Origin of the sequence: Nocardioides panacis (genome assembly GCF_019039255.1) — a bacterium.
GTDB classification, from domain to species: domain Bacteria; phylum Actinomycetota; class Actinomycetes; order Propionibacteriales; family Nocardioidaceae; genus Nocardioides_B; species Nocardioides_B panacis.
Window position 1 is genome coordinate 2,490,925 of the sequence record NZ_CP077062.1, and the last position, 11,460, is coordinate 2,502,384.

Sequence of the window (11,460 nt, forward strand, 5' to 3'; positions counted from 1 at the left end):
CCTCAGGAGGCTTTGAGCCCGGTCGTCCCGGAGTCGGCCCCGGGCACGTCGGTGCCGTCGCCGGCCGGCTTCCTCGACTCCTTGTCGAGGGCCTTGGCGCGGGTGGCGTACATGTCGACGTACTCCTGGCCGGAGAGCCGCATGATCTCGTACATGATCTCGTCGGTGATCGACCGCAGGATGAACCGGTCGTTCTCCAGACCCTCGTAGCGCGAGAAGTCCAGCGGCTTGCCGAAGCGCACGATCGGCCGCGTCACGGCGCCGAACTTCTTGCCGGGCGGGGCCACCACGTCGGTGCCCACGACGGCGATCGGGATGACCGGGACCTTGGTCTCCAGCGCCAGCCGGGCCACGCCGGTCTTGCCGCGGTAGAGCCGGCCGTCGTGGGACCGGGTGCCCTCCGGGTAGATGCCGAACAGGCCGCCCTCGCCGAGGATCCGGGTGGCCGCCGACAGCGCGCCCTCCGCGGCGGTGGCGCCGGACCGGTCGATGGGCACCTGGCCGGCGCCGGAGAAGAACTTCTTCTGGAACCAGCCCTTGATGCCCGGGGAGGTGAAGTACTCCGCCTTGGCGACGAACGTGACCCGCCGCGGCAGGGTCAGCGGCATGAACATCCAGTCGACGTAGGACAGGTGGTTGCTCGCCAGGATCGCCGGGCCCTCGGTCGGGACGTTCTCGGCACCCTCGGTCTGCGGGCGGAAGACCAGCTTCAGCAGAGGGCCGAGGAGCACCCACTTGAGCAACCAGTAGAACAACGCCGGACCTCCTCCGTGCTCGTCCTGGGACCCGTCACCCGTCGTGCCGGTCCAACCGTGCGAAACCCTAGCCCCGCTACCGCCCGCGTGACACGATGCGTACGTCGGTCGGACCGGTCGAGACACGTCTCGGTCCCGCGCTCATTCAACACCACGCAGGCGCCCGCCGCGCACCTCCGAGGAGCTGTTCGTGTCCATTGCCACCACCGCGGAGCCGTACTCCGCCGACGCCACCCCGAACGCGTACGACGGCCAGCGGGTCGGCGTGCTGCTGATCCAGGGGTTCACCGGCTCACCGGCCTCGATGGTGCCCTGGGGCCGGGCCCTCGCGGCCACCGGCCTCGGGGTCTCCGTGCCCCGGCTCCCCGGGCACGGCACCACCTGGCAGGAGCTCAACCGGACGCGCTGGGCCGACTGGTACGGCGAGGTCGACCGGTCCTTCGAGAAGCTCCGCGCCAACTGCGACCAGGTCGTCGTGGGCGGGCTGTCGATGGGCGGCGCCCTGGCCCTGCGGCTGGCCGCCGACCGCGGCCGCGAGGTCGCCGGGGTCGTGCTGGTGAACCCGGCGGTGAGCACCGAGCGCAAGGACGTGCTGGCGCTGCCGGTGCTCAAGCACGTGGTCCCCGCGTTCCCCGGCATCACCAACGACATCAAGAAGCCCGGCGTCGAGGAGTTCGGCTACACCAGGACCCCGCTGCGGGCTGCGCACTCGATGATGACCGGCTGGAAGGCGCTGCGCGACGACCTCCCGAAGGTCACCCAGCCGCTGCTGATGTTCCTGTCGACCGAGGACCACGTGGCCGACGCCTCCTCCGCGCGGGTGATCCGGGCGGCCGTCTCGTCTCGCGATCTGGTCGAGCACATGCTGGAGAACAGCTACCACGTGGCTACGCTCGACAACGACGCCCCGATCATCTTCGAGGAGTCAGCCCAGTTCATCCGACGAGTGACCGGACCATGACCTCAGCCGACGACAGCCGTGACGAGCCCACACCGGGCACGCCGGACGGGAAAGACCTCCCGCTCGACGAGGACGCCGCCTGGCGCGCCATCGTCGAGAACTACGGGGCACGTCCCGAGCTCGGCCCGTCGGCGGATCCCGAGCCGCCGGTCGCCCCGCCGCCCGCCGCTCCCCCGGCCCGGTCCTCGCTGTTCGACCGCGCCTACCTGGACGCGCTGGCCGCCGAGCCCGACCGGACCGAGGCCTCCTGGTCCGACGAGGGCCACTTCGTCCCCCCCGGAGCCGCCCCCGGTGCCCGGCACCACGCCGGCCCGCCGGCTCGCCTGGATCGGCCTGTTCGGGGCCCCGGCCCTGATGCTGCTGGCCGTGGTCACCCGGCTGACCTTCCCGAGCTGGCTCTCGATGGGCCTGGTCGTCGCCTTCGTCGGCGGCTTCGTGTTCCTGGTCGCCACCATGGACCGGCCCGGCGACGACGGCTGGGGCGGGGACGACGGCGCCGTCCTCTGACCCTGCCCGTCGACCCACCCGGCTGGTCGGGCTCGTCGAGACCACTCTTAGGCTGGCCGCGCCCACCCACCGGTCGCGCACCGCCGAGACCACCCCGACCCCGTAGGAGTCCCCGTGCACGTGAGCGAGACCGTCGAGATCTCCGGTCACCTGATCGACACCGGCATCCTGTCGCGGGTGCTCGACGACATCCGTGAGTACAACGGCGACTGGGTGATCGACAAGTTCGACGTCGGCCACGAGGCCGCCGACCTCTCGAGCGCGCGCATCACGATCTCCTCCGAGGACGACGAGGACCTGCAGCGCCTGCTGATGCGGCTGCAGACCCGCGGCGTGAACCAGGTGGACCCCGGCCAGGCCGAGACGGCCCCCTGCGAGCAGGACGGCGTCTTCCCGGACCACTTCTACTCCACGACCAACCTCGCCACCCGGGTGCGCCTCGAGGGTCACTGGGTGCCGGTCCAGAACCCCGAGATGGACTGCGGCCTGATCGCCGAGGGCAGCGGCCAGGACCTGCGCGTGTTCACGCTGCCGATGGCCGACGTCAACGCCGGCATGCAGGTCGTCGTGGGTGCCTCCGGCATCCGCGTCGACGTCCCCGCGCTCACCCGCGCCGAGGGCTCGTTCGGGTTCATGGAGTCCGACGTCTCCAGCGAGAAGCCCCAGGCCGTGCTGGTGCGCCAGGTCGCCGACGGCATGCGGGCCGCCAAGGCCGACGGCCAGAAGGTGCTGTGGGTCGGCGGGCCCGGCGTCGTACACACGGGGGGCGGCGCCGGCGATGGTCGCGCTGGTCGACGCGGGCTTCGTCGACGTGCTCTTCGCCGGCAACGCGCTGGCCACCCACGACATCGAGTCCTCGCTGTTCGGCACCTCGCTGGGTGTCGACCTGGCCCAGGGCCGTGGCGTCGAGCACGGGCACGAGCACCACATCCGCGCGCTGAACACCATCCGCAAGGCCGGCTCGATCCGGCAGGCGGTCGACTCCGGCGTGCTGACCGGCGGCATCATGCACGCGCTGGTCACGCACGACAAGGAGTACGTCCTGGTCGGCTCGGTGCGCGACGACGGCCCGCTCCCGGACGTCTACACCGACGTGATCGACGGGCAGCGGGCGATGCGTGCCAAGCTCACCGACGTCGGGTTCTGCCTGATGGTCGCGACCATGCTGCACTCGGTGGCCACCGGCAACATCCTGCCGGCGTCCATCCCGCTGGTGTGCGTCGACATCAACCCGGCCACCGTCACCAAGCTCGCCGACCGGGGCTCCTCGCAGGCGCGCGGCATCGTCACCGACGTCGGGCTGTTCCTCGAGCAGCTCGCCAGCGAGCTCGTCGAGGGCTACCGGACGAACCGGGGCTGACCCGCGGCTACTTGATCAGCCGGACCGGGTCGCCGTCGATGCTGGACTCCCACGAAGTGGTGTCCTGGGCACTCGAGGTGCCGGTCAGGTCGTAGTTGAGCTTGACCCAGCACCCGGTGGGGAGCGAGTCGTAGCAGGTGTACGTGTTCGGGATCTGGATGTAGACGTTCTGCCACTTCCCCCCGAAGGTCCCGTCGACCGGGATCTGACAGTCGGCGTCGGTCGTGTTGACCTTGCCGACCATCAAGCAGTTGGTGAAGGTGATACCGGACTCCGAGGGCGCGATGAACTTCAAGGTGCCGGTCCCGCCGCTGATGTCTCCGATGTCGAAGAGGCTGACGGCGAGGGTCTGCCCCTTCGCGGCGGAGGGCACCCGGGTCAAGAAGAAGCGGCTGGAGCCGCCCTGGACGTTGGCGTAGACCGCCATCTTGTTGAAGGCAGCGATGGAGAGGGAATCCTTGCCGGTGGTCGACGAGGAGGAGTAGCCACGCAGGCCGAAACGGTTGTGGCCGTTGCCGTTGTCGTTTCCGACCCCGTTGGTCTTCACCTGGATGGCCAGCTTGCTGTCCTTCGGCAGGCTTCCCAGGGTGCAGAGCGGCACCCACCTGCGGAAGTTGGCCGCGACGTAGCTGTCGTAGGTGGTGCTGTTCCCCTTGTTGAGCGCCTTCGACAGGTCGCCGTCGTACCCCTTGTAGGGCTTGGCCCCGGGGCACTGCGTGGGGGTCATCTCCGGCCACGTGGTCGGACGCGTGGGGTCGTCGGCGGCCCCCATCAGCCGAACGGTGAAGTCGGTCGACACCTGGTTCGTGTAGCCGGTGCCGGACCCGAAGTCGTTGTCGCCGGTGCAGTAGGGACCGTCGCCTTCCTTGTAGCGAGTGCTGGCGTTGGCCACGTCCGTGCTGGTCAGGGCCTTGGCCAACGCCAGGTTGTTCGACGTGCAGTGGTCGCCCACCGCGATGAGCGCCGGGTCGAAGACCTCGAGGTTGACGTTGTTCAGGGCAGCGGTGGTGTTCACCGTGTAGAGGTACCCGTCCGGGTCGTAGTCGGTGTTGGGCCCGGAGCTGCTCGTGCAACCGTCCACCCCGGAGGCGCACACGTTGTCCTGGAAGGCGTCGCCGCTGACCTTGGTCGCCTTGAGACTGCCGACGTTTGCCCAGAAGTCGCCCGCGTCGGAGCAGTTGCCACTCCTGGCGTTACCGGACGACAAGGCAGTGTCGGGATCGCTGCCGAACTCGTTACAGGGACTGCCCATCGACAGTCCACCTGCGTAGTCCGCGGTCGCACTGCGTCCCACGGTCGTACTCGGCGAGCCGATGGCGCTTCCGAAGTTGTTGGTGACGGTGCTGTTGATGGTGACCTGCAGGTGGCTGGGCTTGTCACCGGGTGCGACGACGACCGTCACGGTGCTGGACGCGTCGTCATAGCCGTTCCTCTTCGCCTCCGCGAGTGCGGCCGTCTTGGCGGTCGCGAAGTCCGCAGGCATCCAGACCACGCCGGCGAGTGCGGCCGCGTCCGCCGCACGCTGCACGCGCTCCGCCTCCACGTACCAGCGGGCGGTGTCCACCGCGAACGCTGCACAGCCGAGGAACACGATGGGCAGCAGGAGCGCCACCATGACCGCCGCGTACCCCGCCTGGCTGGCGCGCGCGCGAAGCCGACGGGCGACCAGTCGGGCCAGCGCGGCCTTCATGCGTGCTTCCCGGGTCCGCACGAGGTCGCGGTCAACGGCTCGAACTTCATGACTGTCCTGTCCCCGATCACCATGGACGAACCGAACAGACCCGTGAGGAAGCCATGCGTGGCGTTGATATAGACCCCGGTCGACTCCGCTCCGGAGACGCAGGCGTTCACGGTCTTGGAGTCCCAGGCCCCGCTGTCGTACTTGAACTTGTCGGAGGCCTTGACCCACTTGAAGACGACGCAGCTCCCGACCGTGACGCACGAGGTCGCGGGTGGAGTGCTTCCCCAGCTTGTCATCGTGCCTGGATATCCGCTCGCGTTGGACTTGTAGATCAACATGTAGTTGATCTGGTCCTTGTTCAAGGCGGATCCCTGGTTCTGGACCGCATTCGCGGCCAGCTTGGCGAACTCGGGGGCGCGGGTGTCCGCGCACGCCGTTCCGGTCTCGCCGGGATCGCAGATTTGGACGCCTGCTCCCGCGTTGGCGGACGCGATCCGCGTGCCGCTGCGCGTGGCCGAGGTCACCGAGACGTAGTCGCGCAGGACGAAGGAGAACTCGATGATGCCGAAGATCAACGGGATCAGGATGAAGGTGGTGACGAGCGCAGCCTCGACAGCCACGGCACCACGCTGACCCCGACGACGGGCGCGGATCCGGGCGCGCAGGCTCAGCACAGACTTCATCACGTTCCTCCCACGACGAGGGTAGGGCGGCGGGAGTCCGGTTCGCGGTGCTTTGGGAAAAGTGACGAGCCGCACCGACGGTCGACCGGCCATGTCCCTCGGCACGGCCGTCGGTGGTTCAGACCAGGGCGATCCGCGCCAGCACCGGCCGGTGGTCGCTGGCGGCCGCCAGCAGCGCAGCGTCCACACCCGGATCGCCGTGCTTCAGGACCTCGACGTCGCCGCGGACCAACAGCGCGTCGATGCGCCGTTCGGGCCGCTCGGCGGGGAACGTCCGCCACTGCGACGAGCCGTGGTCGACGTACCCGGCGCGCTCGAGCAGCCTCCAGCACGGACCGTCGGGCCCCTCGTTCAGGTCGCCGGCGACCACGACCGGTCCGCGCAGCCGCGCGGCCAGCTCGACCACCCGGGCCACCTCGACCAGGCGACGGTCGGCGTCGAGGCTCAGGTGGCACGAGACGACGCCGACCAGCCGGCCCTGCACCCGGAGCTGGGCCGCCACGACGCCGCGGCGGGGCGCGCCGAACGGCTGGCGGAGGCGTTCGGCGTGGACCGACACCACGCCGACCCCGGGCGCGACGGCCACCAGGTTGGACCCGGCGGGGCGGCCGCCCGCGACGTACCGGAGGCCGCAGCCCTCGGCGAGCCGGCGACTCCGGCGGCGCCACAGCAGGGGCGTCTTCGGGCACTCGTTCACCAGCAGCACGTCGGGTACGGCGGCCCGGACCACGTCGAGCACCGGTTGTCCGCGGCGGCCGCCTTGCAGGATGTTGTAGGTCATCACCCGCAGCTCGGTCCTCACCGGGCGTCGGGCGCTTCGAGGTAGACCCAGTCCCGGTCCCGGGCGACCGCCCGCCAGCCGAGACGTTCCTGCAGCGCCGTCGAGGCCGGAGACCCGCTCCCGAGGATGCCCGCGCGGGCCCCGCTGTCCCGGACGAACGCCTGCCAGCCGGGCTCAGCCCGGGTGAACCCGAAGTAGCGACGCAGGTAGTCGACCGGGTAGGCGTCGAGCATGCCGTCGACGACCGGGTGCACGGCGGGCACCGCCCACTCGACCCACGCACCGGTGCCGTTGTCGACGAGCAGGGTGCTGCCCGCGGGCAGGGCTTCGAGCCGGGGCTGGAACCGGGTGGGGACCCCCTCGGCCGTCGCCGCAGCGCCGGGCACCGCCAGCGCGAGCACCAGGAGGTAGCCCAGGGCAGCCGCGCCCACCACCCAGCGCTCGCTGGTCCGGGTCCCGGTCCGCCCCGGCCCGGCGCCCGTGATCGACCTTTCGAGCGCCTGGGCGAGCAGCGGGGCGACCACGATCGCGCCGAGCGACACCGTCCGGGTCACGAGCAGGATCCAGGCCGCGGCCAGGAGCAGCAGCAGCAGGTGCGTCCACGACGTCCCGCCGCGGCGGGCCCACAGCACCGCGAGCCAGGCCACCATCGCGGCGGCGACCAGGGCCGGGACCGTCCGGAAGCTGGTCGGGCCCCACTCGGCGATCAGCGAGGTCCGGGCGGAGACGGCGAGCTGCGCGGCCAGTAGGCGGGGCCCGACCGGGGTCAGTGCCGTGGCCGCCAGGGAGAGCAACGGGACGGCGAACGCGAGCACGGCGCGACGGCCGCCGACCCGCCGGTCCAGGAGCAGGCCGACGCAGCACACCAGGCCGAGCAGCACCCCGGCCGACCACAGCCCGTGGGCGGTGGCCCACACCCAGGTGAGCGGCACCAGCCACCACCGGAGCCGCCCGTCGTCCCAGGTCCGCAGCCAGGCGTGCACCGTCACCGCGACCAGGATCAGGCTCAGGACCTGCGGCCGGGCCGAGAGCGCCGGCGCGGCCGCGAAGACCAGCAACGCGGTCACGACCGTCGCCGGCAGCGCGCCGGACCGCGCGCGGCAGACGCCGTACGCCGTGAGCACGAGGAGCAGGTAGAACGCGCCGAAGAGCCACGCCACCCCGGGCAGCCCGAACCAGTGCTCGACCAGGCTGGCCAGCACCTCCGTGGACCACTGGGTCGGCACCCACTGGCTCGTCGCGAAAGGCGTCAGCGCGCCCGGGTGCGCCAGGGACCAGTCGCCGCGGAAGTGGTCGCCGAGGGTCAGGTGGAACCAGGTGTCCTGGTTGGTCAGAGTCAGCGCGGAGTACTTCAGGACCACCGCCAGCAGCAGCACCAGGAGGACGAACGGTGCCGTCTCGATCACCCGTCCGGGCCGGGCCGGCACCAGGGCGGCGCCCGCGGTCGTGTCGGCGCCCGTCGTCGCGCCCACCTCCGTCGTCACCGGCCAAGTATCGCCGTCCGCACCTTCCGGCACGCCTCAACCGTCGAACTGGCGCGTCTCCGGGACCTTCGGACAGGAGGCTTCGCGGCGGCGGGGCCGATGCCGGCGGCTCCGGGTGTGAGCTGCCTGTCCGACGGCCCGCACCCGGGACCCACCACTCTGGCGGCCCCCGTCCGGGATCAGGGCCGTCGCGCCAGGTCGGCCGCACCGATCATGCCGGCCTTGTTGCCGAGCAACGCCGCCCGCACCTCGAGCTCGGGGCGGTAGTGCCGACCGGTCAGGTTGGCCGCGAAGTGCGCACGGACCGGGTCCAGCAACAGGTCACCGGCCTCGGAGACCCCACCGCCGATGACGACCACGGCCGGGTCGAGGACCGCGGTCAGGCTGGCGATGCCCTCGCCGAGCCACTTGCCGAGCGAGGCGAGCTGCTCGCGGGCGAAGGTGTCGCCCTCGCGGGCCGCCTCGGTGATCAGCGGTCCGCTGATGTCGTCGACGACCCCGCCTGCCCGGTCGAGCAGGCTCCGGGCGATCAACGAGCCCTGCCGCGCCTGCTCCTTGGTGTCGCGGACCAGGGCGGTGCCGCTGGCGTACTGCTCCCAGCAGCCGCGGTTGCCGCAGCCGCAGATCCGGCCGTCCGGTACGACGCGCATGTGCCCGATCTCGGCGGCCACGCCGAACGCGCCGCGGTGCAGGCTGCCGTTGAGCACGATGCCGCCGCCGACCCCGGTCCCGACGGTCACCAGCAGGGTGTCCTGGACGTCCTCGCCGGCGCCGAAGGTGAACTCGCCCCACGCCGCGGCGTTGGCGTCGTTCTCGATCACGACCGGCAGGTCGATGCGCTTCTCCAGGTCCGCGCGCAGCGGCTCGTCGCGCCAGGCGAGGTTCGGCGCGAACAGCACCGTGGAGCGCCTCGAGTCGACGAAGCCGGCCGCGCCGACCCCGACCGCGACGACCTCGTGCTCGGAGCGCAGCTCGGCGACCAGCTCCTCGATGGCGTGCTCGATGGCGTCCGTGTCGGTGGCCGGCGACTCACGCCGGGCCGTGGCGAGGATGTGACCCTGCTCGTCGACGACGCCACCGGCGATCTTGGTGCCGCCCACGTCGATCCCGACCGTCAGTCCCATCAGTCGTCCTCCCACTCGTCGTCGTCGCTGAGGTCGATCTTCTCCACCGGGCCGTCCGGGCGGCGCGCCCCGGGGTCGGGCACCGGCGTGGCCATCATGCCTGCCGCGGCCTGCATCAACGACGTCATCGCCGTGGACAGGTGCGCCTTGACCTCCGGGCTGGTGTCCCGCACGGCGGAGATCACCCGGCACACGGGGCAGTAGGTGCACGCTCCTTCGCCCGTCGCGACGTGCTCGTTGACCCGGTGCGCCGCGGACGCCGCACCCTCCGCGGCCGAGGCCGCGGCCCCGGCGTAGTCGCTGCCGCTGTCCTTGGCCCAGCCCTGCAGCGCGTGCAGCAGCTTGACCGCCTCCTCGGTGACCGACCCGACCGGCTCGTCGGCCCCGGTCACGGCGCCGGCTCCCCGTCGGGACGGAACCGGACCCGCAGGGCACCGTCCTCGATGCATGCGCCCGCGATCGAGTGCCGGGCGAGCGCTGCGGGCAGCGCGATCAGCCGGCGGTAGGAACCCACGGTCACCACGAGCTCGTCTCCATGTCGTGCCAGGTCGATGTCGGACTTGGCGACAAACGGTAGTGCGATCCGCAGCGTCGTACCCGAGCGGGTTCGGGTGATGGTCATCGGCCCGTCGCCCTTCGGCGCCGCGAGCGGGTCGTCCCCGGCGTACGCCGCCTCGGCGAAGCCGGCCAGCGCGTCCACCCCGACCGGCTCGGAGGGCTGGTACGACGACCGCCAGACCGGCAGGCCGGTGAACGACTGCTCCACCTCGGCCAGCACCGCCGCCTGGGCCTCGACCCAGGTGCGCCGCCACTCGTCGGCGCCGCCGTCCGGGAACACCCGGTTGGCGACCACCCCGTCCACCCGGTAGCCGAACAGCGAGAGCGTGGTCAGGGAGCGCCGGGCCTCGGCGACCACGACGGCCTCGGGGGTGAGCACCAGCCGCACGCTGGCGTCCTCGCCGGTGAGCAGCGCCCGCACCTCCTCGAGGTCACGGTGCAGCCGCTCCACCGCCTCGAGGACGGCGTCCTGCGGCATCGGCACGCCGGCCGCCCGCGCCAGCACCGGGCGCAGCGCCTTCACGAGACGCCGGTCGGCGGGGAGGACCCGGTCCAGGTACCACCCCAGCGCCTCGGGCAGCGCCAGCAGCCGCAGCGTCTCGGCGGTCGGCGCGCAGTCGACGACCACCACGTCCCACTCGCCCGAGAGCACCTGGGTGCGCAGCTCGAGCAGGGCCAGCACCTCCTCGGCGCCCGGGACCACGGTCAGCTCCTCGGCGGCGATCGGGTCGACCCCGACCGCGTCGAGGACCGAGAGCAGGTAGCCCTGGATCTCCGCCCAGGACCGCTCGAAGCGCTGCTGGGCGTCGACCTGCTGCACGAACAGGCGGTCGGCGACCCGGGTGGGCTCGGGGCCGATCGGGACCCCGAAGGCGTCGGCCAGCGAGTGCGCCGCGTCGGTGGAGAGCACCAGCGTCCGCAGGCCGGAGCGGGCGGCGACCGTCGCGGTCCCGGCCGCCGCGGTCGTCTTGCCGACCCCGCCCTTGCCGGTGAACAGGATGATCCGCACGGGCGGCGTCGTCAGCCCAGCGACTCGACGCGCTTCTTGAGACCCTTCAGCGCGGTGTCGATGATGACCTTCTCGGCCTTGCGCTTGAGCATCCCGATCATCGGGATCGAGATGTCGACGGCGAGCCGGTAGGTGACCTCGGTGGTGCCGTCGCCGCGGTCGTCGAGCAGGTAGGCCCCGTCCATCGCCTTGAGCATCTTGCCCTCGACCAGCTTCCAGGAGACCTCGTCGTCCGCGTGCCAGTCGTAGGCAAGGGTGTAGGCGTCCTTGATCGGGCTGGCGTCGAGCTCGAAGTACACCTGCCCGGGGCGGTCCCCCGCGGCCCCGACCGGCTCGGCCTTCTTCACGCCCTGGGCCCACACCGGGTAGGCACCGAAGTCGGCGATCACCGCCATGACCGAGGCGGCGTCGGCGGCGATGACGATGCTCGACGTGGTCTGCTCAGCCATCAGGTTCCTCACTCGTCCGGGCGGTCAGCTCGCAGGGCGAGGGTAGCCGATGCCGTGTCCCGCCCGACCACGCGTCACGGTAGCGTCGGGGAGCATCGGCTCGGGACA

At 71.6% G+C, this 11,460-nt stretch carries 12 protein-coding genes and 1 pseudogene; 4 read left to right on the forward strand and 9 right to left on the reverse strand.

The genetic code is table 11. The annotated features are described in order from the left end of the window. Positions 1 to 2: 2 nt before the first annotated feature. Positions 3 to 755 carry a lysophospholipid acyltransferase family protein gene (locus KRR39_RS12055; RefSeq protein ID WP_216937212.1) on the reverse strand — a complete coding sequence of 251 codons (753 nt, stop codon included), beginning with the start codon at positions 753 to 755 and terminating at the stop codon, positions 3 to 5. 190 nt (positions 756 to 945) lie between these two features. Here KRR39_RS12055 and KRR39_RS12060 point away from each other — a divergent pair, with 190 nt between their 5' ends. The 4 genes and pseudogenes from KRR39_RS12060 (at position 946) to KRR39_RS24785 (ending at position 3,583) form a co-directional block, all read left to right on the forward strand. Next, a complete protein-coding gene (locus KRR39_RS12060) occupies positions 946 to 1,716 on the forward strand; it encodes an alpha/beta hydrolase (protein ID WP_254185089.1) in 771 nt (256 codons plus the stop codon). Between the two features lie 291 nt (positions 1,717 to 2,007). Beyond that, positions 2,008 to 2,223: a hypothetical protein gene (locus KRR39_RS12065; protein ID WP_216937214.1), complete on the forward strand. Its 216-nt coding sequence runs from the start codon at positions 2,008 to 2,010 to the stop codon at positions 2,221 to 2,223. Positions 2,224 to 2,400: 177 nt separating this feature from the next. Then, positions 2,401 to 2,841, forward strand: a pseudogene (locus KRR39_RS26105) (TIGR00300 family protein); the annotation flags it as partial. Between the two features lie 160 nt (positions 2,842 to 3,001). Continuing rightward, complete coding sequence (locus KRR39_RS24785; RefSeq protein WP_254185091.1) at positions 3,002 to 3,583, forward strand: ornithine cyclodeaminase family domain; 582 nt, start codon at positions 3,002 to 3,004, stop codon at positions 3,581 to 3,583. A 7-nt stretch (positions 3,584 to 3,590) separates the two neighbouring features. Here KRR39_RS24785 and KRR39_RS12075 read toward each other — a convergent pair whose 3' ends face one another. The 8 genes from KRR39_RS12075 to KRR39_RS12110 all read right to left on the reverse strand — a co-directional run bounded on the left by KRR39_RS12075 (position 3,591) and on the right by KRR39_RS12110 (position 11,352). Beyond that, positions 3,591 to 5,273, reverse strand: a complete 1,683-nt coding sequence (locus tag KRR39_RS12075) for a pilus assembly protein TadG-related protein (RefSeq protein WP_216937216.1) — start codon at positions 5,271 to 5,273, stop codon at positions 3,591 to 3,593. Next, complete coding sequence (locus KRR39_RS12080) at positions 5,270 to 5,947, reverse strand: TadE family protein (protein ID WP_216937218.1); 678 nt, start codon at positions 5,945 to 5,947, stop codon at positions 5,270 to 5,272. The genes KRR39_RS12075 and KRR39_RS12080 overlap by 4 nt, the downstream gene beginning before the upstream one ends. Before the next feature lie 118 nt (positions 5,948 to 6,065). Then, positions 6,066 to 6,728: an endonuclease/exonuclease/phosphatase family protein gene (locus KRR39_RS12085; RefSeq protein WP_216937220.1), complete on the reverse strand. Its 663-nt coding sequence runs from the start codon at positions 6,726 to 6,728 to the stop codon at positions 6,066 to 6,068. A 17-nt stretch (positions 6,729 to 6,745) separates the two neighbouring features. Beyond that, positions 6,746 to 8,212: a hypothetical protein gene (locus KRR39_RS12090; protein WP_216937222.1), complete on the reverse strand. Its 1,467-nt coding sequence runs from the start codon at positions 8,210 to 8,212 to the stop codon at positions 6,746 to 6,748. Positions 8,213 to 8,391: 179 nt separating this feature from the next. Beyond that, complete coding sequence (locus KRR39_RS12095; RefSeq protein ID WP_216937224.1) at positions 8,392 to 9,336, reverse strand: ROK family glucokinase; 945 nt, start codon at positions 9,334 to 9,336, stop codon at positions 8,392 to 8,394. Continuing rightward, on the reverse strand, positions 9,336 to 9,728 hold the full coding sequence (locus KRR39_RS12100; RefSeq protein ID WP_216937226.1) for a hypothetical protein: 393 nt from the start codon (positions 9,726 to 9,728) through the stop codon (positions 9,336 to 9,338). Before KRR39_RS12100 ends, KRR39_RS12095 begins: the two co-directional genes overlap by 1 nt. After that, positions 9,725 to 10,903 carry an ArsA family ATPase gene (locus tag KRR39_RS12105; protein ID WP_216937228.1) on the reverse strand — a complete coding sequence of 393 codons (1,179 nt, stop codon included), beginning with the start codon at positions 10,901 to 10,903 and terminating at the stop codon, positions 9,725 to 9,727. Before KRR39_RS12105 ends, KRR39_RS12100 begins: the two co-directional genes overlap by 4 nt. Before the next feature lie 11 nt (positions 10,904 to 10,914). After that, on the reverse strand, positions 10,915 to 11,352 hold the full coding sequence (locus tag KRR39_RS12110) for an SRPBCC family protein (RefSeq protein ID WP_216937230.1): 438 nt from the start codon (positions 11,350 to 11,352) through the stop codon (positions 10,915 to 10,917). Positions 11,353 to 11,460 lie beyond the last annotated feature (108 nt).